The organism is Neobacillus sp. B24, assembly GCF_055381825.1.
This window is the reverse complement of sequence record NZ_AP035777.1, coordinates 2,408,265-2,430,338: the sequence shown is the minus strand read 5'-3', so window position 1 is coordinate 2,430,338 and position 22,074 is coordinate 2,408,265. Positions and strand designations below refer to the sequence as shown.

26 protein-coding genes and 1 riboswitch are annotated in these 22,074 nt (G+C 38.3%); of the genes, 1 reads left to right on the top strand and 25 read right to left on the bottom strand.

The window, feature by feature from the left end:
- Positions 1 to 3 precede the first annotated feature (3 nt).
- The 24 genes from fliQ to flaG form a co-directional block, all read right to left on the bottom strand.
- The gene (fliQ, locus tag ACZ43M_RS12045; protein ID WP_464507646.1) at positions 4 to 273 is read right to left on the bottom strand and encodes a flagellar biosynthesis protein FliQ; all 270 of its coding nucleotides are present in this window, start codon (positions 271 to 273) and stop codon (positions 4 to 6) included.
- 16 nt (positions 274 to 289) lie between these two features.
- Positions 290 to 1,036, bottom strand: coding sequence for a flagellar type III secretion system pore protein FliP (gene fliP, locus ACZ43M_RS12040; protein ID WP_464507645.1), 747 nt, complete (start codon positions 1,034 to 1,036; stop codon positions 290 to 292).
- A 5-nt stretch (positions 1,037 to 1,041) separates the two neighbouring features.
- A complete protein-coding gene (locus tag ACZ43M_RS12035; protein WP_464507644.1) occupies positions 1,042 to 1,605 on the bottom strand; it encodes a flagellar biosynthetic protein FliO in 564 nt (187 codons plus the stop codon).
- A gap of 26 nt (positions 1,606 to 1,631) precedes the next feature.
- Complete coding sequence (locus tag ACZ43M_RS12030; protein ID WP_464507643.1) at positions 1,632 to 2,468, bottom strand: hypothetical protein; 837 nt, start codon at positions 2,466 to 2,468, stop codon at positions 1,632 to 1,634.
- A gap of 14 nt (positions 2,469 to 2,482) precedes the next feature.
- Positions 2,483 to 2,917, bottom strand: a complete 435-nt coding sequence (gene fliJ / locus ACZ43M_RS12025) for a flagellar export protein FliJ (RefSeq protein WP_464507642.1) — start codon at positions 2,915 to 2,917, stop codon at positions 2,483 to 2,485.
- The gene (gene fliI / locus ACZ43M_RS12020; RefSeq protein WP_464507641.1) at positions 2,914 to 4,236 is read right to left on the bottom strand and encodes a flagellar protein export ATPase FliI; all 1,323 of its coding nucleotides are present in this window, start codon (positions 4,234 to 4,236) and stop codon (positions 2,914 to 2,916) included. The genes fliJ and fliI overlap by 4 nt, the downstream gene beginning before the upstream one ends.
- On the bottom strand, positions 4,220 to 5,050 hold the full coding sequence (locus ACZ43M_RS12015; RefSeq protein ID WP_464507640.1) for a FliH/SctL family protein: 831 nt from the start codon (positions 5,048 to 5,050) through the stop codon (positions 4,220 to 4,222). Before ACZ43M_RS12015 ends, fliI begins: the two co-directional genes overlap by 17 nt.
- Entirely contained in the window at positions 5,034 to 6,050 is a 1,017-nt protein-coding gene (gene fliG / locus ACZ43M_RS12010; protein WP_464507639.1) for a flagellar motor switch protein FliG, read from the bottom strand. Before fliG ends, ACZ43M_RS12015 begins: the two co-directional genes overlap by 17 nt.
- Positions 6,051 to 6,055: 5 nt before the next feature.
- On the bottom strand, positions 6,056 to 7,648 hold the full coding sequence (gene fliF / locus ACZ43M_RS12005; protein ID WP_464507638.1) for a flagellar basal-body MS-ring/collar protein FliF: 1,593 nt from the start codon (positions 7,646 to 7,648) through the stop codon (positions 6,056 to 6,058).
- A gap of 30 nt (positions 7,649 to 7,678) precedes the next feature.
- Entirely contained in the window at positions 7,679 to 7,978 is a 300-nt protein-coding gene (gene fliE, locus ACZ43M_RS12000) for a flagellar hook-basal body complex protein FliE (protein ID WP_464507637.1), read from the bottom strand.
- Between the two features lie 10 nt (positions 7,979 to 7,988).
- On the bottom strand, positions 7,989 to 8,438 hold the full coding sequence (gene flgC, locus ACZ43M_RS11995; RefSeq protein ID WP_464507636.1) for a flagellar basal body rod protein FlgC: 450 nt from the start codon (positions 8,436 to 8,438) through the stop codon (positions 7,989 to 7,991).
- Between the two features lie 5 nt (positions 8,439 to 8,443).
- Positions 8,444 to 8,836 carry a flagellar basal body rod protein FlgB gene (gene flgB, locus ACZ43M_RS11990; protein WP_464507635.1) on the bottom strand — a complete coding sequence of 131 codons (393 nt, stop codon included), beginning with the start codon at positions 8,834 to 8,836 and terminating at the stop codon, positions 8,444 to 8,446.
- A gap of 177 nt (positions 8,837 to 9,013) precedes the next feature.
- A complete protein-coding gene (locus tag ACZ43M_RS11985; protein WP_464507634.1) occupies positions 9,014 to 9,700 on the bottom strand; it encodes a glucosaminidase domain-containing protein in 687 nt (228 codons plus the stop codon).
- A 99-nt stretch (positions 9,701 to 9,799) separates the two neighbouring features.
- The gene (locus ACZ43M_RS11980) at positions 9,800 to 10,114 is read right to left on the bottom strand and encodes a hypothetical protein (protein WP_464507633.1); all 315 of its coding nucleotides are present in this window, start codon (positions 10,112 to 10,114) and stop codon (positions 9,800 to 9,802) included.
- 365 nt (positions 10,115 to 10,479) lie between these two features.
- A riboswitch (cyclic di-GMP riboswitch) is annotated at positions 10,480 to 10,565 on the bottom strand.
- Between the two features lie 150 nt (positions 10,566 to 10,715).
- A complete protein-coding gene (gene fliT, locus ACZ43M_RS11975; RefSeq protein WP_464507632.1) occupies positions 10,716 to 11,066 on the bottom strand; it encodes a flagellar protein FliT in 351 nt (116 codons plus the stop codon).
- Positions 11,067 to 11,075: 9 nt separating this feature from the next.
- The gene (gene fliS, locus ACZ43M_RS11970; protein WP_464507631.1) at positions 11,076 to 11,456 is read right to left on the bottom strand and encodes a flagellar export chaperone FliS; all 381 of its coding nucleotides are present in this window, start codon (positions 11,454 to 11,456) and stop codon (positions 11,076 to 11,078) included.
- A 128-nt stretch (positions 11,457 to 11,584) separates the two neighbouring features.
- Positions 11,585 to 12,484, bottom strand: coding sequence for a hypothetical protein (locus ACZ43M_RS11965; RefSeq protein ID WP_464507630.1), 900 nt, complete (start codon positions 12,482 to 12,484; stop codon positions 11,585 to 11,587).
- 304 nt (positions 12,485 to 12,788) lie between these two features.
- The gene (locus tag ACZ43M_RS11960) at positions 12,789 to 13,412 is read right to left on the bottom strand and encodes a flagellar brake protein (protein WP_464507629.1); all 624 of its coding nucleotides are present in this window, start codon (positions 13,410 to 13,412) and stop codon (positions 12,789 to 12,791) included.
- A gap of 202 nt (positions 13,413 to 13,614) precedes the next feature.
- Positions 13,615 to 14,505: a flagellar hook-associated protein FlgL gene (gene flgL, locus ACZ43M_RS11955; protein WP_464507628.1), complete on the bottom strand. Its 891-nt coding sequence runs from the start codon at positions 14,503 to 14,505 to the stop codon at positions 13,615 to 13,617.
- Positions 14,506 to 14,517: 12 nt separating this feature from the next.
- The gene (gene flgK / locus ACZ43M_RS11950) at positions 14,518 to 15,984 is read right to left on the bottom strand and encodes a flagellar hook-associated protein FlgK (RefSeq protein WP_464507627.1); all 1,467 of its coding nucleotides are present in this window, start codon (positions 15,982 to 15,984) and stop codon (positions 14,518 to 14,520) included.
- Positions 15,985 to 16,018: 34 nt separating this feature from the next.
- The gene (locus ACZ43M_RS11945) at positions 16,019 to 16,504 is read right to left on the bottom strand and encodes a flagellar protein FlgN (protein ID WP_464507626.1); all 486 of its coding nucleotides are present in this window, start codon (positions 16,502 to 16,504) and stop codon (positions 16,019 to 16,021) included.
- 12 nt (positions 16,505 to 16,516) lie between these two features.
- Entirely contained in the window at positions 16,517 to 16,792 is a 276-nt protein-coding gene (flgM, locus tag ACZ43M_RS11940; protein WP_464507625.1) for a flagellar biosynthesis anti-sigma factor FlgM, read from the bottom strand.
- A 217-nt stretch (positions 16,793 to 17,009) separates the two neighbouring features.
- Complete coding sequence (locus ACZ43M_RS11935) at positions 17,010 to 17,585, bottom strand: DUF6470 family protein (protein WP_464507624.1); 576 nt, start codon at positions 17,583 to 17,585, stop codon at positions 17,010 to 17,012.
- Between the two features lie 22 nt (positions 17,586 to 17,607).
- A complete protein-coding gene (flaG, locus tag ACZ43M_RS11930) occupies positions 17,608 to 17,958 on the bottom strand; it encodes a flagellar protein FlaG (RefSeq protein ID WP_464507623.1) in 351 nt (116 codons plus the stop codon).
- Between the two features lie 164 nt (positions 17,959 to 18,122).
- Here flaG and ACZ43M_RS11925 point away from each other — a divergent pair, with 164 nt between their 5' ends.
- Positions 18,123 to 19,559 (top strand): IS6 family transposase, encoded by a 1,437-nt coding sequence (locus tag ACZ43M_RS11925; RefSeq protein ID WP_464504863.1) that lies wholly within the window; start codon positions 18,123 to 18,125, stop codon positions 19,557 to 19,559.
- Between the two features lie 371 nt (positions 19,560 to 19,930).
- On the opposite strand, the gene ACZ43M_RS11920 is transcribed toward ACZ43M_RS11925, so the two are convergent.
- Positions 19,931 to 21,949 carry a methyl-accepting chemotaxis protein gene (locus ACZ43M_RS11920; RefSeq protein ID WP_464507622.1) on the bottom strand — a complete coding sequence of 673 codons (2,019 nt, stop codon included), beginning with the start codon at positions 21,947 to 21,949 and terminating at the stop codon, positions 19,931 to 19,933.
- Between the last annotated feature and the right edge of the window lie 125 nt (positions 21,950 to 22,074).

Here is a 22,074-nt window from a genome sequence, read left to right as displayed (position 1 = left end):
CACCTACCCTATAAAGCTTGCGAGATTACCAAGTAGATTCTGTGTAAATTCAACCACTTCCCGTAACATCCATCCGCCGAAAAATAGGAGGGCTAAGAATACAGCAACGATTTTGGGAACAAACGCCAAGGTTTGTTCTTGTATTTGTGTTGTGGCTTGAAATATACTTACCATTAATCCAACAGCCAAGGCTACCCCGGTAACCGGCGCAATGACAATAAGAATCGTATAAACAGACTCTTGGGCAATTTTTAAAATAACTTCTATAGTCATGGGCCATACTCCCTTCTTAGAAACTTATCAGCAATGATTTAACAATTAAATTCCAGCCATCAACTAATATGAACAGCAGAATCTTAAAAGGCAGTGAAATCATTACCGGCGGCAGCATCATCATCCCCATTGACATTAAAATACTCGATACAATCATATCGATTACAAGGAATGGTATAAAAATCATAAACCCCATTTGAAAGGCGGCTTTTAGCTCACTAATGGCAAAGGCTGGAACCAACGCAGTAAGTGGAATGTCCTGAACCTTTTCAGGGGCTTTCATTTTTGCATAATTCATAAAAAGCGCAAGATCCTTTTCACGGGTATGTTTCGCCATAAACTCCTTCATTGGCTCACTTGCTGTTTTAAATGCTTCCTGCTGGGTCATTTTACCTGACATGAACGGCTGAAAAGCATCCTGATTTATTTCTGAAAATACTGGACTCATAATAAAAAATGTCATAAAAAGTGCCAGCCCTATTAAAACTTGATTTGGAGGAATCATTTGAGTCCCAAGGGCATTTCGAACAAACCCTAATACGACAATGATTCTAGTAAAACAAGTCATCAGTACTAGAATCGCAGGAGCTATTGATAATACAGTAATTAAAAGTATGATTCGAACACTGTTGGAAACATTCTCAGGGTCATCTGAACCAAGATCGATGCCAGGCAAAATGGAACTGACAGGATCTGCCGCATGAGCAACAGAAAAAATTCCTAGTGTCAGAATAGGAACAAGGATCGCCAGTTTACGTAACATTGCATTTAATCCTCCCTATTCTCACGCTGCATTTTACGCAATTGATTCTGAAAGACCGTGTTCCATTTCTTTATTGAATCCGTAGATAACCAATTGCCCGGAAGTACATCCGGTTGATCCTCAAAACTGTCCATTAGGTGCTGATATTCTTCTCCATTTGAAATGGTACGAATTAATGTAACGGTCTCACCTACTCCAAGGACATATATGGTCTGCCCGATCAGGACTACTTGCAAAGAGCGGTTGTTTCCGAGCATATGACCGCCCAAAGGAATGACCGGTCCATTTGTCTGCGTGAAACGGCTTCGCTTCGAAAGAAAGCGAATCAATAAAAACAATAAAACAATCACAAAGATAAACGAAAAGATGAATTTAATAAATAAGGGAAATATAGAAGATGATCCGCTATCCACTTCTTTACCCGTCGAAGGTGTGGACTTCCCCCCTCCTTCATGAATAGCGTCATAAACAGAAGACTCGCCGCTGGATGTTGTACCTGCGGCATAGATCGTGGGTTGATTGGATAAAAGATAAAATATTGCAACAAATAGATAGATGAGGCGTTTCATGATTTTCTCCTTCCCTGGAGTTACTTCTAGTTGTTTAAATCCGCCGTAATCTGAGCTGCCTTAGCGGCGTTCGATTTTGCAATTTCTGCTAGTATTTGAGAACGGGTTTCCGTACGAATATTTTTCATTATATTCATTGCTACTTGAAAATTCGTTGCCATCATTGATTCGATAATGCTAGCAGATTGAGCTGCGGGCATTTCAGCAATCGTTTCAGATAAGACATCTGTTGGATTGGCTTGATTTTGCGCCAAGGCTTTTATTTGTTCCTGTAATAGTGCCGGATTCGATTCATTCAACATAGCAATTTCTCTTAATAATGAAGTCAATTGAGCAGCTTTTTTAGGATCCTTCATTTTCCCCAGAATATTTCCTTGTATCTCTTGGTCAAGCATTGACAGGGTCAATCCTGCTTCTTCAAGTGACATGGTATCAAACATGGCTGCTGCTTTAGATGCTGGTATACTCTCATAAATACCTGAAACTTGTTTCATTTGGTCAATAGATTGATTGCTTTGATTAATCTTTGATTGTTTTTGCAATTCTTCGTTACTATTATTTGAAGTCTCTATTTCTTTAATTTGTTTATTTAGTTCATCAATTTTTTGATCTTTCTCTTTAAGGGTTGTTTCAAGTTTTGTATATTCCTTTTTCCAATAATCAGAACCAACCTGTTTATTACTGTTTTCATCGGATTTTGCCGAGTCAGGGACTATTTGATTAATGACCGGCAGCTTTTGTAAAGATTCCCAAACAGGAATTCCAACAAAATTTAATACAACTGCAACAACAATCACTGTTAATAATAATGGAATCATCCAGAACAAAATTGATCCCCATATTCCTCGTTTGTTCTCCTCCATCAGGCTTCCTCACCTCATACACGTCGGGAGTATCGCAAGACGGCCATTTCATCCAGCATGGCTTGCTCCCTTTGATCCATTTGTTTTTGAAATGCAGCTTTGGACTTTGATTTCCATTGATTCCACATTTTTGCTTCCTTCGATTTCTCAATAAGAAGTTGTTGTTTTTGTTCTACTTCTTGATGAATTTCCTGTGATTTTGATACAAGCAGATTCATCTGTCGATTTACATGATTCATTTCCTCTTGAACTTCTAAAATGTCCCGAACTGTTTTTTGACCTACATGATTGAATTGATTGAAAACATCTTCTTTATGAGCTTCAAGACCAGCCAATTGTTGTTGGACTTCCATTTGTTTGCGTTTTAACGTACCATACTCATTCTGGGCCATTTCCTTCTCTTTCTCTTTAAAATCAAGCACTTTTTGATAAGAAAACTGATATTTCATCTCATCATCGCTCCAAATTGTGAAATTAGGAAAGATTGTGCATCCTCCAGTTGTGAAGATTCGTAAATCCCCTGACGTAAAAATTGATCCATATTTTGTTTTAATCGAATGGCCAAATCAATATCACGATTAGAACCCCTTTTATAAGCACCAATATTGATTAAATCTTCCGCTTCATTATATGCTGCCATCAATTTTTTAAAGTTGGCTGCAGCTTGTAAGTGCTCGTCTGATGTGATTTCGGTCATTACCCGACTGGCACTATTTAATACATCAATTGCCGGAAAAATTCCTTTTCCACCAATCGCACGATTTAAGACAATATGGCCATCCAAAATTCCTCTTACCGCATCCGCAATAGGTTCGTTCATGTCATCTCCATCCACTAAAACCGTATATATGGCTGAGATTGATCCTTTTGGACCAGTACCCGCCCTTTCCAACAATTGCGGAAGCATAGCAAACACGGAAGGTGTATAACCTTTGGTGGTAGGAGGCTCTCCAATGGCCAAACCAATCTCCCGTTGCGCCATTGCAAAACGTGTGACGGAATCCATCACTAAAAGGACATTTTTACCTTGGTCTCGGAAATACTCCGCAATAGATGTTGCCGTTAATGCTCCTTTTATACGAATAAGAGCAGGCTGGTCAGATGTCGCCACAATGACAACGGATTTCTTCAAACCCTCCTCGCCCAGGTTCTGTTCAATAAAGTCCAAAACCTCACGTCCACGTTCCCCTATCAGGGCAATCACGTTCACATCAGCTGTAGTATTGCGAGAAATCATTCCTAACAATGTGCTTTTTCCTACGCCGCTGCCTGCGAAAATACCTACTCTTTGTCCCTTCCCCATCGTTAATAGCCCGTCAATTGTTCGAACTCCTACCCCAAGAGGAGAGTGAATTCGAGGTCTGCTTAGCGGATTAGGCGGCATCGTATGGGTTGGGACTTCTTCCAAACCTAATGGCAATGGTTTCCCATCTAAAGGCTGCCCCAAACCATCTAGAATTCGTCCCAGTAACTGATGCCCAGCCTTAACCATCATCGGTTTACCGCTTGCAACTACGTCACATCCGGGACCTATTGCCCTTACCTCCCCAAGTGGCATTAACAGCACCTTATTCTCCCGAATTCCCACCACTTCAGCTTGAATAGGAATTTGCGAATGTGATGGATAGATAGAACATAATTCGCCTATTCTCACATCTGGGCCTTGAGATTCAATGGTTAGTCCAATGATTTGAGTGATTTTCCCATTGACCCTAACAGGATCAGTATTTCGAACAAGTTTGATATAGTTCTCAGCTGATAAAACCACTTTCAGGCTCCCTTCCAGCCTCTAAAAGTACTTTTTTAATTTCTTCGATTTGGGTATCAATTTGTGCATCAACGCTGCCATATGCCGTACGAATGATACATCCCTTTGGCGAAACAGAGTGGTCCGGAATGATTTTAATTTCTGTTTCACCATTCACCACAGCAATCAGATGAGTCCTCTGTCCCTGAATAAATTCAAAATCATCAGGATGAACACAAACAGTAATGGATTCTTTTTCTTTAAAGCGAAGAATATGTTGTTGAATTAAGTTCACCAGTTGGTCAGGGTTCGCTTCTAATTCCTGTTTTATAATTTGTGAAGCAATGACTGTACTTAACTGTAGTAAAAACGGTTCTGCTTCTGAAATAATCGCTTCTTTTTCTTTATAGGCCATCTGAAGCAATGTCTGGATTTGATCCAGCTTATCTTCGTAATCTTGTTGTACCGCTAGGCGGGCCTCCCGCATTCCCTGTTCGTACCCTTCTTCATAACCTCTCTGTTTAGCTAGGGCTTTTTCAGTTGTCAGCTTTTCCTGATTCTCCTGCCACCATTGTTCAATATTCCTTTTAGCTTCAGCCTCAATTAAACGCGCATCATGTTCTGCCTTCTCTAAGATGACTTTTGCCTCGGATTTGGCATTTTCATTTATCATATCTGCCTGTTGATGAGAAGCGGCATTTACCATTTCTTGCTGATTCTCCGAGTGAAGTTCATTGTTCTTCATCCCTATTGGGATCAGTTTTTGAGAAATGACCTTTACTTCTTCTACTAAAGAGAGGTGTGATGCCTTAAACACTTTAGAGTACGAATTCATCGGTTCCACCTCTGGCTATGAGAATTTCTCCAGTATCCTCTAATCGACGAATAACGGAAACAATTCGGCCTTGTGCATCCTCCACATCTTTAACCCTAACCGGCCCAAGGAAAGACATATCTTCCTCGAACGATTCGGCCATACGCTTGGACATGTTTTCCATAATAACCTTTTTGACATCCGGACTTGATGCTTTTAATGCTAGCAACAAATCCTGATTCTCCACTTCCTGAATAACTCGCTGGATTGCCCGTCTTTCGAGATTAATAATATCCTCAAATACAAACATCTTCTTCTTGATTTCGTCGACCAGTTCAAGATCTTTTGCTCCCAGGTCATCCAAAATCATCTTCTCTGTACTTCTATCTACTCCATTAAGAATGCTGACAATAGAATCAATACCACCAACAACCGTGAAATCTTGGCGAATTGTCGCCGCAAGCTTTTGCTCCAAGAACCTTTCAACCTCTTTGATAACCTCTGGCGAAGTTTGTTCCAGCAAGGCAATGCGCCTTGCCACATCAGATTGAAGTTCACCTGGGAGTGATGACAGAATGATGGAAGCCTGCTGCGGCTCCAAGTGTGCCAATACCAAAGCAATCATTTGCGGATGCTCATTCTGGAGAAAATGATAGATTTGTGTAGCATCGATTCTGCGCGCAAAATCAAATGGTTTAACCTGAAGCTGTGTCGTTAAGCGATGAATAATGGAACGTGCCTTTTCTTTGCCGAGAGCGGACTCCAATACATCCTGTGCATAATTGATACCGCCCATAGATAGAAAATCTTGGGCAATACACATTTCATGAAATTCCTTAAGTACTTCTTCTTTTTCCTTCGAGTCAACTTTTTGAATGTTTGCAATTGCAAGGGTAAGCTGCTCAATCTCCTCTTCCGGCAAATGCTTGAACACTTTGGAGGAGGCTTCCTTACCCATAGAAATAAGCAAAATAGCTGCTTTTTGTTTTCCATTCAACTTCAATGGTGATGCTGTTGCCATGGGCTTTAACCCTCCTCATTGATCCAAGTTCTTATCACTTTTGAAAAATCCTCTGGCCGCTGGTCAAGCAATTTCTTTAACTGATTTTCGACACTCAATTCATTCTCAGCAAAGTATTCATGTTCCTCTTCCTCTACTAGAGGTATCATTAAACTTTCCTCTTGAGGTTCAGAATGGTCTTCTTTGCGTTTCCTCAGAATCCACCAAACGAAACCGCCGGCCAAAACTGTTCCAAGTAATCCTGCACCGGCAATATAAATCCAATTGTTGCCTTGCTCCTTCTCCGTTGCTGTATTTTTTGCTAACGTATGAGGGAAAATGGTAATCCGTTGGTCAATCTCATCTTGAGTAATATCCGGATGACCAAGAGCTGTCCGGACAGTATTGGAAACAATATTCCGAATATTCTCTTCGGTAGTCATTGGTAATGAACCTGATTTTGATGAGTCTGCTTCAACACCAACATTAATCGTAATATCTTCGATTTGATACGGACTTTTAATAATCTCATTATTAATTCGATTGACCTCATAATTTATACGTTCTTGAGTTTCTTCATAATTGTTTTCCCCGCCAGTATCTGTTCCGGAATATCCAGGAACGTCGGTTTCTCCTGTACCGACAACTCCACCCGAACTCGCCGCTGTTCCACTGGATGTCTTTGAACTTTTTTCGGAACTGATTGGAACACCTTTATTGCTGTCATCAGCCGGTTTTACCAGATTTTCTTGAGTTTTTACTTTATCAAAATTCATTTTGACAAAAGTATGGACAAACACCTTATCCGTTCCCAGTATAGATCCTAACAAGTTTTGAAGATTTTTTTGAATATCCCCTTCAATGTCTTTCTGAATTTTCCTCTGTTCTGCATATTTATCCAATGAACCTTCTTCATTATCTGCATCTTCAAGTGCCAAAGTTTCACTGTACTGATTCATAATCGTAATATTTTCGAGCGGAAGGTTTGGAACACTTTTTGATACCAATGTATAGAGTGCTCGTATTTGTTGGGAATTTAGCTTGTTTCCAGGTTCAATCTCAACCATTACGGAGGCACTGGCAGCTTCCTCCTCATCCTGTTTGACAAAAACTGAATCCTCCGGCAATGTTAATATTACTTCTGCATTTTTGATTCCATCGATATTCTTTATGATTTGAGCAACCTGATTTTGCATTGCTTCCCTTTCAAGAATATCGTATTGACGATCTGTGGCCCCAAATGACAGGTTTTCGCCAAATATCCCGTAATTAATTTTGTTGTCTTTTGGATAGCCCTCCGATGCGAGAGTTACTATTAAATCCGGTGCGTCCTTTTTTGGAACAAGGAGCATGGTACCCGTTTCAGATAATTTATAATCTGTATACCCCTGCTTATCCAATTCAGCTTTTATATCTCCTACTTCCCGCTGAGACAGCTGGCCAGTATAAAGTGGCACAAATTCCGGGCGGGAAGCGAAAAATATAAAGGCTGATAACGCTGTAAAAATAAATACGAAAGATCCTATTAGCAGTCCTTTTTGTTTCGTGCTAAGCGCCTTCCAATATGTACTTATGCGCTCCATAGATTGTTTAAGTTGATCTGTCCATGATCGATTCATTTCTCACCCTGCCCAGCTTTCCATCGTTGTTTACACTTGCATCCTCATCATTTCTTGATAGGCTTCTACGGCTTTATCTCTGATGGTAACAGTAAGTTCCAAAGCGACTTTCGCCTTCTGGGCAGCAATGGTTACATCGTGGATATTGTCAATTTCTCCAGTTGCCGCTTTAACCGTCAGTTCAGATGCCTGTTTAACTGTTGTATCCACATTGTTTAAATACCCCTGCAAAACATTAGCAAAGGAGGAGTTTGAATAGTCAGCTTCTGTTTTTTGAAAAGGATTTTGATTGATTTTGATTGTTCCACCACTAATTCCGGAAATATTCATTATAATCCTCCTAACGGCCGATCTCTAATGCTTTTAACATCATCGATTTACCTGTATTAAATGCAGTTACATTTGCTTCATACGCTCGTGATGCCGCAAGCAAATCAACCATCTCTTTTGATAAGTCTACATTAGGCATTTTTACATAACCTTCAGCATTGGCATCGGGATGGTTTGGATCATAAACCAACTTGAATGGGGTCCGATCATTTACGATTCCAGTTACCCTGACACCTTGCAGTTGTGACTGTGTTTGTTTTTGAAGCTCTCCTTGCAGAACACTATTAAAGGATTTCTCTCTTGGTTCCATGACGACCATTTTTCGCTGATACGGTTCCCAATTTCCGTTTATGAAAGTTCCTCGTGTTGAGGAGGCATTGGCAATATTGGAAGATACTACATCCATACGTAATCGCTGTGCGGATAAGGCCGAAGCATTAATATTTAATGAATCAAACAACTTCCTTACACCCTTCCTTTAATTGCAATAGATAATTGTTGAAACTCACTGTTTAATTGTTGGGTTAACGTGTAATACCACAGTGAATTTTTTCCCAATCTCGTCATTTCTTCTTCAATATCCACATTGTTCTGATTGTTTTGCATAAACGTTTCAGTATTTTCAACACTATAGGCGTTTGGCACTTCAGAAGCATTTCCGATAACGACATGACGCGCATCAGTTCGATTGCCAACAAAATTTGTTTGATTTGATAAGTGTTGTTTTAATATATCTTCAAACACAACCTGTTTTGCTTTATAACCGGGAGTCTCAGCATTGGCAATATTATTGGAAATCGCCTGTTGACGTAAACTGGAAGCAGATAATGCCTTCTGTAGGAGGTTAATATTGTTCAAAATAAATCACTCCTCTCCTTTTAAGAGCTTTTCGACAGTTTTCGGTATAATCTATCAAAAAATGATTTCTTTCTCAATATACTATATAGAAAGAGTATAAATCTACCACTTTTTTAATTAAACAGTATGGCAAAAAAGATTTTTGAAAAAACTGTGTCGTTGAGTTTAATTTTACTATCATGCACTAAAATGATTGAAAAATTTAGTTACACCGGATACCCAATGGTTATTCAGATCGGTTGGATCGTTTTCAGCACCAATTGGAGCGTATTTTGCCCCAATACTGGCAATATTGTTTAATCCGTTTCCTAGATAATTTTTACTTAAATTTCGAGCCATATCAGAGATGCTGTCCTCAATTGTTGCGTATGATTTCAAACCATTTCTTCCCATCATTCCTGCAATATTGTTCTTTTCGATTGCAGCCCGTGATTTCCCATTAGCAGATTCGTGTTGGGCAATCGCGGCGATTAACCTAGGGTTGATATTATATCGCTTTCCGACTTGGACGAAGACCTCTCCAAAACCTTTCAGTTTCCCCCCTAATACTTGGTTTAACTTATCTACACTGATGGGTTGGAAACTCAATTGTCCCTCATTCTTTCCTGAACTCTCTTGAGGGGGCATATATGACCGTTCGCTGGTAAAGGGCACATCACCTATTAAATTATTGGGTACATAATTATTTACTTGGGATGGTAGAGAAGTTTGCAGGTCACTGTCGAAAAATAAATCCTGCAGCATCCCCATGAAAAGAGTAGTAAACTCATTATTAGAATTTCCAATTTGAGAAGTCAGTTTTTGATTTCGAGACAATGTATTAATTAACATTGTATTCGTTAGCCATTCATTAACAATTTTCAAAAAAAACACCCTTTCTAATCAAAAAATTCGACTGAAAGACTTCCTTATATAAGAACCACAAAATCTGCGTGGTTACGCAATAAAATTGAGTATAATGGATTATAAAGTTCCAACCAAAATTCTACTAATTTCACCTAAATATTCTTCAGGAAGTTTTGATATATTAATTAATTGTCCGTTTTTGATTTTCCCTTCTACTAAAACAATGTTGTTCGGATCCAGTTCGTTTTTTAATGCAAGTATTTGTTTCTCTTTATATACGACATTTTTCACCATTAAATATGTACTATTATGAAGATTTTCGACAGTAATGCGCATGGGCTCCATAAAGAATGGTTTTCTGCTTTTATAATCTAAAAAATTAAAAACTGTACCACTCTTTTGTTTATCTATCAACAATTGCTCCCGAACCATAATGTTCTTCCTCTCCGCTCACTTGATGTGATTGAAAAAAGCGATTCCGCTTAAATAATTAGAAGCGAGAACGGTTGTTTATACTCAAACGTTCCTTTAATTTACAGAATAGTAAACCGTTATCATTATTTTAATCTATTACATTACTTCCATAACCGAAAAATCTTTTTCGGCTTCGCGCAAAAAATAGGTCGAATTTCCTCCTTTTTTGCGTAATCACGCAAATAATGTTGAAGAGTGTCAACACTAATTAAAACTTCCAAACAAAAAAACCCGCATTACCGAATGCGGGGTTGGATACATCTTTCAAATCAAACCACAGGAAAACCTATGAAAACATTGATCTTTCTTGAGAACGCCCTATTATCGGTAACTGGCTGGCATAGTGAGTTGCACCTTAGCCCCTATAGTTTTGCGTAACTGATTTTCATCAGTATTGCCCTTAACGAGGTGCAGTCCCTAAAACCTTAGCCTCATATCCATAATAGAACGTTTTTACTTCGCCGAATATCCTACTTTGTTCCTAATTGTTGTCGTATTTTATAGGTATTTAGAACCATTTGTGTCTAAATTTGTCTGAAGTTGACAATAGTGCAAGTAATTATTTTTTCTCATCTAAAAATGCACCATTCATTTGCTTCATATATGGTTGATATCTTTTCGACATTTCTTTGTTCACTTTGATTTGATTAAGTGAAATTTGAGTTTCACTAAGACTGGATTTTAGCAAAGGCTCCGCAAGCCTATCAAGAGCAACCATCTCTTCAATCAAACTTTTCGCTTTTGGCGAGTAGTGAAAAGTTGGGTCTCCCGTTTTAATTGCCTCCATCTGATTCATCAACTCATGCCGTTCACTTAGCATCTTTTCAAATTCAGCAAAATCTCCGTCTTTTAATACCTGAAGCATTTGCTTTGTTATATTATGCATTTTTGTAATTATTTCATCTATCATTTTTAAATCCTAACTTTGAGTTTTAGATAATTTCATTGCATTTGTCCAGGTTTCAGTAAGTTCCAAAGCCAACCCTTCTACTTCATCCAAAATTTCTGCCTTTTTATTTAGATTCGCCTCAATCAGACGATTTTTCATATAATCATATATTGATAGCAGCGATTCCGATACTGTATACCCTTTTTTCAACGTAATCATTAACTCGCTGAGTATGTCTTGGGCCCTAAGGTTATAGTTATGGCATTCTTCCAATTTATTATTTTGAATTGCCGCTTTGGATAAACGGATATATTTTACCAAGCCTTGATATAACATTAACGTTAATTCTTCTGGCGTTGAAGTCGTTACTGCTTGCCTTTGATAGGTCTGATATGGATTATTAAAAACCATGTTTTACAACTCCCTTTCATAAACAAATTCCTATTTGATATTATCGGATTTTCGAAAAAAAAGTTAAGCATACATGGTTTAAAAGAATTTTCGTTATGTTTGAATTAGCAATTATAAAATAGTTTTCCTCAGCTTCCAACTTGAAGCACAACTCCAAACCCATCAATCATATAATTCAGTCTTTGAGTATAGGATTTAAGGTTCTGAATTTTAGCTGCATCACCCAGTTTATTAAAGGCTGCGATTTCTTTTGCTAATTTCGAAACTTCCAATTGTAATTGATCATTACGCTTCTTTTCCGCTTGTAATTGTTGATCTTTTCTTAATAGTTTTTCATGAAGTGCTTCCTTTTCAAGATGAACTTCAGATTTAATCGTTTCTATTTGCCGAGCAGCACTTTGATTCATTAATGCCATGTTTGTAAGCTGATACAGGCTTTTAAGCAGCTCATTCAGATTAATCCCTGGCAGTTGTTGAACATTAGAGATAAGTCCTGATAGGATGTCCAATAAATCGTCCTGAATCGGGTTATCTTGTTGTTGCATATGTGCATTCACAGGATTATCCCGAATTACCTCCGTTGATATAACCGGGACTTCGTCCTCTTGAATCGTAATAAAGTTATATTTCTGGTTGATTGGCTGTTTTTGTTCATATTCTTTAATCTTACTGTAGTATTTATAATTGACCGACTGATAACCACGATTTAATAATTGAGCGATTTCATCCAAAATGCCAGTGATATTTAATCCGCCTTCATTTTGGCGTTCTTCAATATATTGGAACATAAATTCAACTTCAACTTTTGACCATTTTCTATTAATTTTCTTGGAAGGATCAAAGGAGTGTCTTGAATTTTGTTTGTTATGGATGCTTATTAGCATCAAATTATTATAGTAAGATACTAAAGTTCCCGGAATAAGTGAATGTTTCTGTTCCAATTCATGAACGAACTCTTCTTCTGTTCTCCCTGTTTGTTGTTTCACAATAGCATCTTTCATTTCGAATATTGCCGATTTTAGCCCCATGTTCTTCTTACCTCCCATTGCCTAATTTATATATTTTTCACAAATTTATAAAGTTGGAAATCATTCTTATCAAACATTTTTTTGATTTGATTAGCCTTTTGTTAGTTGTAATCTACCAAATTATTCGCTGATAAAAAACTTTTTATGGGTGTGTTCAATAAAAATAATAGCTATTTTTCTTTAATATTTATCATATAGTTTCTGGAAGTTTTTGTGAAATTTTATGAATAAGAAGGTAAGAATCTTATATAGAGAAAAAAATCCCCCTCTTTTTTTGTTTGAGGGAGTTTGTTGATTTTCCATATTATCTTTGAAAACGATTTTGTTTCTGTTTCTCAAAACAGTATTGAAGCAATTTTGATTGATTTCGCGGTTCAATTCTCACAAATTTTACAGCAACGTTTGCTCTATCCTGGTCAACCGGTTTATGCAGCCTGATGATTTCGGCATGGAATGGAATCGGTTCGGGGTTGCCATTATTTGAACCTGGAACCATTAATGTTCCTGCAATCATTTCACCTTGGTACAGTTTTAATTCATCACCAACGGTAAATAACAATCCACCCGCACTTATATTAACTGTATAGAATTTGTGGTTTGTGATAATTACTTGCAAATTGGCATTGACCCGGAAATTTTCTCTAAGCTGAATCCGTTTAATTTCATTCGGCTGCGGTCTGGTAATTCGGTATAATGGAATTATCTCTATTTTTCTTCCAATAATTTCAGCTTGGAATCCATATTTATTTCCGTCTATAATATATGAAACCTCTATTTTGGTTCCATTCGGGTATAACGCTAAATCGTCACCGCCCAAAGGGAATCCGATTAATATCTCCTTCTCTATGATATCTGCAACAATGGATCGATACGAGTGTCCCTTACTAAAAATATCAATCACAATGTTCTGGTTGATTTTTGGAAACATAGACTCCTCCTATTTTTTATACCTAACTATATTTTATAATCTCATTATATTCCAAAATATGAAAATATAATATATAAAATTTCGATTATTAGTTAAAATTACTATCAAATAAAAATATTTTGATTCAATAAAACTCCTAAAATGCAATCAAAAAAGGTAATACAAGATTATCTTGTATTACCTAATCAAAACTAATAATTTATTATCGTAAAAAATCCATTAAAGTGGGCTGGATAATCCTAGCTCCGACGGCAAGTGCTGCACGCTGCACATTTTCCTGGGCTTTTAAATTAGTGATGACCATAGAAATGTCAACATCCTCTTCGGTTGATAACAATTGTGTAGTCGAGACCTCAAGTCCTTCAATCCGAGACATACTCAACTCCATACGATTCATTCGTGCTCCAAGTTCAGCTCGTTTACCCAAAATATTATCAATCTGGTTATCTAAGCTTTTAAGGTGATCACCTGAATCTATGTTAGTAACGATATTATCAAGCAATTTAAAAATTCCATCGTCACCATAACTAAATACATCCGTTCCTAAAATATTAATTTGAACATTATTTGTTTGACCTACTTGTAACTCCAGTTTCCCGTTATTAGAATTGCGAAACGCCTTTACTGAGTCAGCGTTGTCAGGGTCCACTCTGTATGGAGCAGTTTTCACATCCGTACCCGCAAAAATATATTTACCGGCTATCTGTGTATTAGCAATCTCCCCAAGATGTTCCTTTAGCTGATTTATTTCTTGTGTAATTGCTTCCTTGTCTGCAGGGCTATTGGTACCATTTTGGCCCTGTACAACAAGTTCCCGCACCCGCTGCACTACGGAGGTAACTTCATCAAGAGCTTCATCGGTTGCAGTCATCCATGAAAGTCCATCATCGGCATTCCGTTTATATTGATCGATTTCATTTAATGATGAGCGATAAAACATGCTTCGGACAGCTACGACTGGATCATCTGATGGTTTGTTAATCTTTTTCCCGGAGGATGTTTGTTCTTGATACTTGTCCATCGCCTTATTATTTCGCTGTAAATTAAACAGCATATTTTGACTTAAGATATTTTGAGTAACTCGTAAACTCATTTATAAACCTCCTTACAAGCCAACTCGGCCCATCCCATTAATGACCTTTTCCAGACATTGATCCATAACTGTCACCATCCGTGCAGCGGCATTATATGCCTGTTGGAACCGAATCATATTCGTCATTTCTTCATCAAGAGATACTCCGGAAACGGATTGGCGACGATTCTCTACTTGATGAATAATTACCTCTGAATTATCCTTCATGCGCTCTGCTTGTTGGGAATCAATCCCCAGTTTAGCAATGATATTCCGGTAAAAGTCATCAGCAGTAGAAGTTGAGTCACCGAATGTAAGATTAAGAAATTTCAATTTGGCGATTTCCTCTGCATTTTTCCCATTTCCGGTGGATGATTTTCCGTCAACTTCAACCTTTGCGGCTGCAATCTTGTCCAATGAATTGAGGATTGCTGGATTAACAACTAACGACTCTGCTGTATCTCCAATAAAAAATTTCACCGCCGGGATAGAAGAGCCATTGATATTTTCTAAGCTTAGTCCTTTTTCATGGACTTCATTGACTGCGCCTGTGAACGTCTTAACTAAGTCATTAAGCTTGTTCTTAAAAGTAGGAATGATCGAGCTGGATTCTTTTTCAAGTAGTCCATATGATTCAATTCGCCCCAGCAGCTCTCCTGAATCCAGATTGACCTGGTTCCCACCAATCTTGATAGAATCGGGATTCACTAGACCAGATGTTTGATCAAAATCAATGCTAAATTTATTTGCTTTAATTCCGGAAACTATTGGCTCTGTTCCTACATAAATATCTACCATGCCATTCTTACTATCTGGTTGCGAAACCTTTACATTCACAATTTTGGATAACTGATCGATAAGCAGGTCACGCTGGTCATATAAATCATTCGGTTGATAATTATGAGGGACCACACGGGAAATCTGATCATTTAGACTGCTAATTTGCTCTGCCAACGAATTTACTTGGTTAGTCTTCGTGATAATGACGTTTTTTAAATCCGTTTGCATTTCGTCCAAGGAACTTGATAGATAGTTAAAAGTTTCAGCTAATGCTACCCCTTTTTGGCTGATTACAGCACGCGCAGCTGAACTATCTGGATTCTTGGAAAGCTCTTCCCATCCCTTCCAAAACTCGTCCATTGCAAATGCTAGTCCATTATCCGATGGCTCGTTAAACATTTCCTCAATTTTAGTGTAGGTATCACTCTTGGCTTCCCAATATCCAAGGTACTTATTCTCTCCGCGCAACTGGACGTCCAAATAATCTTCTCGTAAGCGTACCAACTTTTCAACCTGCACTCCAGTTCCTAATTGGGCTGGAGTGGTATCCGTATTTATTCCCGGATAAGGTATTGCACTGGTTGCCTGCATTTCCGCCCTTTGTCGGGAATAACCTTCTGTATTGGCATTTGCAATGTTATGACCTGTTGTAGTTAGCGCCAGCTGCTGAGCATATAGCCCTCTTTTGCCGATTTCTAGACCATGAAAGGTTGAAGCCATTTTGATTCCTTCTTTCTATCTATAAGTAACCCTTTTAAATTTTTGCATCCAGAAGATTTACGTACCGATTTTTCGAATTTGGCCCATATCCGATTGAAGGCTCTTTTCTAACATGCATACCGATTGAAAATTGCACATAAGAAAGGGATGTTTGAAGAAGCTGTTGATTGCTGTCGTTTATATGAGTAATTTCCTGAATTAGAATCCGAAGCTGTTTGACAATCATTTTTAATTCATCTTTTCTAGCAGCATCATTCGGAAATTTTAATAATTCTTCAAGTGTAAAGGATTGACCACTAAACCCTTTTTTAGCCATATAATCGTAAACAAATTGCTTTCTTTGTTGTTCCAGATTTTGAATTTCCTCAACTAGAGAATTTTCCCGAAGCGTTACGTTCTGAAGCTCTTGTAAAGTTCCTTCAACTAGGGCCGCCCTTTTCACTTTTGCTGTTTCCAGCAGTTGTGAGTGTAAGTTGACCATAGATTGCATTGTGTATATCAGTGAATTCAGAGATTCCATATTTTCCATCTCCTACTTAGCAGATTCCTTCCAAAAATCCAGCATTTTATCTGCAATCTTTCTGCTGTCAACTTGGTACGTTCCATCAGCAATTTGCTGCTTTAATTCTTGTACCCTTTTTTGGCGTTGAGCTTGTTCCGACATCATTGCTTGGGAGATTTCACGACCGCGTGAAGATATATTTACATCAGCAGATGCTGATGATTTATTTGAAGTGTTAGTATTGTTTGTACGATTTTGTTGATTTTGTTGGGAATAAAATCCATATCTTACATCATTTATTCTCATATCCGTTCCCTCCTATTCCTTACTTTTTATTATCGGACGTTATTAACGTATAGTTTAGCATTATTGAAAAAACATATCGAAATTTAAGGTTGACATGCCTTTCTTTATTTTAACAAATGAGAGTGGTTATTTCATTAAATAGTTTTAATCTAACTGGCTTATGCGCATGAAAAAAAGCGGGGAATAAGTAATCCTTTCCTCCGCTGTTATATGTATATTATGATTTATTATCGAGATTTCCACCTATGACCTCGATTTGAAGCTGCTGCATTTGACGAAGATACACTTCGGTTCTTCCGGGGGTATATCGATGGATCGGTTCATGCAATGTGGCATCAATTTCTGCCCCTCCTAAATTCCAATCTATGTTAATTTCTGCAGGAGTATATTGAAGTTTAACAGAACCATAGCTCGGAATAAAGGCAATATTAAAGTCGTCAGGTTCAGGATTACCTTTTTGTGCTGCAATAGCAGTGATGGAGTCACCATTTCTCTCAATAGCCGCCAGTTGGTCCCCTTCTTGGGCAATCTGAGCAATCGCTTCTAAACCTTCTTGCTTTGAATAATCAGCAAAATCAGATGTCAATTGACCTAGATTTTTAAATCCCAATTCGTTCCAGGCCTGGTCTTGATTAATCTCTAGATGGGATGGTTTTCGGTCAATATTCATTTTGGCAGGGACTTGTTTTATTGATAAATCAGCAGGCGGCTGCTCTATTTCTTGAACCGGCTTGATGGTTTTTAGTCCAATTTGAGCATAGGTTTGTTTCATCCTAAGTTGCGGGAGCTGCATTTAATCACCTCTCTATAAGGAGTTATCCCTTCTTATCGACTAAAAGCCCGATATATTCCGTCATAGCCGCGTACATATCCAACAGTTTTTTTGATGGAACTTCTTTAATGACCTCATTGGTAGAATCGTCCACAATTGTCACAAAGTATTCCTGTAATTTTTCATGGAATTCAAACTTTAAATGGGAGTTGGATGCCTTTAAAAACTCATTCATACTGTTAATGACTTTTTCCGTTTTCTCTTTGGTGTTTGCCTGAGGCTGCGCCTGGTCTTGGTTTTCAGGTTTGACTTCCTTTACTTTTGATACTCCTTCCACGGGCTTAACTTGGAAATCATTAACCTGGCTACTTTGATTCAATATTTTGTCTATCATACCGATCCCCCCTTTTTTACAGTCGTATTGTAAAAACTTTTATAAGAAATAGGCTATAGAATCCTATTATAGAGGGCTTTATAAGCAAAAAAATTGCCACCCCCTTAAATCTAAGGATAATTGAGGTTACCACACTCTCAACAACCTAGATAGGAAGTGACAATTTGTACCCTCAAATTATAACCTATTTATTAACTTTTATTAAGTACCAAGAACAAATAATTCGAACATTACTTACCCTTCTTATTGGGAAGGGGATGTTTGAAAAGCCTGAGGAAAAACCTGTAAATAAACCTTATCGTAAACTCCAGGTGGATGATCTTCCGATCATCGAAACCATTCAGAAACTTGATTACCGAAGCCTCCTAACCGAATACCTGGAGAAGAACGGTAAACAACTAAAACCTGTTCAAAGGCGTTCGAATACAAAGGCATGTGTGCCCAAGTCAATGAAATGTCCGCAGTGTGGTGCTCCAGCGGATTATCTATATGCCAATAATGGAGGCAAAGGACAGTTTCAATGTAAGGTGTGTGCCTGTCTTTTCAATGATAAAAATCGCTATTCGAAGGAGGCTATTTTGAAGTGTCCTCATTGTTCTAGGACCCTTGAGAAAGTCAAAGAGCGAAAAGACTTTGACGTGTACAAGTGTAAAAATAATGACTGTTCCTACTACCAGCAGAAACTGAATGGCATGTCTGCGAAAGAGAAGAAACAGTTTAAAAAGGATCCACAAGCCTTTAAATTAAGATATATCTTCCGGCAGTTCCACATTGATTTTCAGCCATTGTCAAAGGCTTCTCCTAAGAAACCAAAGGTTGACTTGGCCAGGCTTTATGTGTCGCCACATACATTGGGGCTTATTTTAACCTATCACGTTAACTATGGCCTTTCGGCCCGGAAGACAGCTGCACTCATGAAAGATATCCATGGTGTTTCTATATCGCATCAAAGCATTTTAAATTACGAGAACGCAGTTGCATTAATCCTTAAACCTTACGTAGACCACTATCCCTACGAGCTTTCTGATCAGTTCTGTGGGGACGAAACCTATATTAGGGTTCAAGGTCGTTGGCATTACTTGTTCTTCTTCTTTGATGCGGTAAAAAAGATCATTCTGTCTTATCCAGTGTCAGCAAATCGAGATACAGCGACAGCAATCCGTGCCATTGATGATGTCCTAATGAAATTTAAAGAGATTCCGGAAGATCTTACATTTGTGGTGGACGGCAATCCGATATATCTCTTAGCCCAACACTTTTACGCCCAGCATGATATTCACTTTGACATTACTCAGGTCATTGGGCTTACCAATGAAGATCCTGTATCAAAGGAGTATAGGCCTCTCAAACAAGTGATTGAAAGACTCAATCGCACATTTAAGGGCAATTATCGCTCAACACACGGGTTTGGGTCCGAACATGGGTCTGTTTCGTTTGTGACGCTTTTTGTGGCTTACTTTAACTTTTTACGGTCTCACTCAGCGTTAGAAGGTAATGTGCCAGTGGTTAATCCAGAGCTCTTACTGCGACCGAATATGCCTGCACGCTGGACTAAATTAATAGGTTTAGCTCAAGATTGGATCATTGAACAAACAGTCTAACTTTTTGTTTAGCAGAGCCCTTGAACCCACTAGCAACCGGCGAAGCGAACTCTTGACAAACCGAACTTGCCAATGGTTTAAAATGGAAATACCAAGGGCTATTTGGCATGCCTTCTTTTTGTCCCCGTCGCCCTTGATAAAGGAATCTCAAACCATTGGCGTGTTTGTCAAGAGCGGTTGCGGGGCCGACGCACCCAATATGTGGAAAGGAGCCTAACCCCTTAAGGAGTTTTCATAGAACTTTTGACACTACCTTTACAGTGTGTGTTAATCATTTTATCGGCAATTTTTTGTGGTAAGTTTAGCCAATATTATTATATTTTGGGGTATAAAAAAGGAGTTCCTTTAAGTCTGGAACCCCTTTTTTCTATTTATAATTTAAATTTCTCTAATTCTTGCTCAAGTTGCTCCGATAATTCCTTTAAGCCGGCGGCATACTGGGTAAAGGAGGACATCGTAGCGGAAATTTCTTCAGCCGATGCAGATACTTCCTCGGTAGCTGCTGCTGTTTGTTGTGAAACAGCCGTAATGCTTTCTATTTGCAGACTGACAGACTCTTTATTTTCTTGACTCTCATAAATGGAGCCTTGAACTTCCCCCACTTTTTGTGACAATTCCAAAATTGCAGATAAGATATCATTGAAAATTGCTTTTGTTTCAGTTACGGTAACATCTTGCTCGGTTACCGCCTGATTGGTCATTTCCATTGCTTCAACTGCCTTTTTTACAACGGCTTTAATACTGTCGACAATTCTTTTGATCTCCTCCGCTGAGGTCCTGGATTGCTCAGCCAGTTTTCGGACCTCATTAGCGACTACTGCAAATCCCCTGCCATGCTCCCCTGCTCTGGCAGATTCAATTGAAGCATTGAGTGCCAAAAGATTGGTTTGGTCAGTGATTTTCGTAATCGCCCCAATAATCTCATTAATTTCTTCCATCCGCCCATCCACTTCTTTAACAATCGCCGTAACTTCATTCGTTGCAACTTTTGTTTCTGAGGATTTACCCGTAAGCATTTCAACTTGTTCCAGGCCTTTACTAGTTAATACCATTGAAAGTTGGGATGCATCGTTCATAGTTATCGTTGATGCCGATATCCCATCCAATTGTTGGGATAACTCCCTCATTTGGTCTGAACTTTCATTTACGTTATTCACCTGTAAATTAGCCCCCTGAGCTATTTCTTCAATGGCAGTTGCCACCTCTGAAAGAGAGGCATTGGTTTCTTTTGTCATCTCAGATAAATGGCCGGATGTTTCTAACACAGCTCTGGAAGATTCCTCAACTTTTCTAAGTGATCTTGATAATTGCTCCATGGTCTTATTAAAGCTCTGTTCTAAATCCTTAAATTCATCTTTTGTATTCACTTTTACTCTTGCAGTGAAGTCACCTTTTGATGCTGTTTCCAAAGCGTCTTTTACTGCATTGATATTATTGGCAATTCGTCTGTCAATAAAAAAGGCACTCAACGCAGACAAGACACCGAAAATGGAGGTAAGGATCCAGCCGATGTTTCCAATTTTACTAGCATTGTCATTTATTTCTGAGTAATTCAATTCAGAAACAAATTTCCACCCAGTTTTATTATTGGTGGTGAATGCAGAGAACTTGTCCTCTCCATCCGATTTATATTCACTGTAACCCTCTTTATTTTTCTTTAAATCATTCCAAAGTGAAAGTTTGGTAACAGCATCAGAACCAATTTTCTTCTCTTCTGGATGGTATATATAGGTACCATCCGGGCTCAGCATTGTCAAATAACCATTTTTACCGATCTTTAGTTCTTCTATTGACTTTGAAAAATTCCTCATATCCAAATCAATGGCCATTACCCCGACCAAATTTCCGGTATTATCCTTCACTGTTTGTGAAATTGTCAATACCACTTGCCCCGTTCCTTCATCCTGATAGGGTTCACTATAAAAAACCTTGCCATTATTTTTTAAGGCACCTAGATACCAGTCTCGAGTTGTTGGATCATAGTCTTCAGGGAGTTCAGAATCTGGAGCGCTTAACATATCCTTTTTTGTTGAAGCAAAATAGACAAAAGCATAGTCTCTATTAGTTCGCAAAGTACCATCTAATAGATAATAACCAAATTTAGCATTTGACGGGTCATTATAAAACTCTTTAAAGTTTACATTGTCTGCTAATAATTGAAGCTGGCTGACGACCCCGTCAATTTTATTATCCAAGCTTCGACTAGCCTGTTTAGTAACCTGTGTGGTTGAATTGGATACTTCCTCCGTCATAATGTTTTCCGTTACAGTGTGGGAAATAAGTGCAATTGAAATCGTCGGAATAATTGATACTGCTGTCATTCCGGCGATTAATTTAGTTCTTGTACTGTTCCATTTGAAATGGGATGAAAACTTGTTTCCTCTATCCATACGTTCCCTCCTTGAAGTTTCTGCATTTTCACATTAATTGAATACCCCCAAATTATTTTATCGGTGATTAAGGGAGAAAGTTTAGAGTTCATTAACGCCTTACTATAGCACAGACTTAATAGACC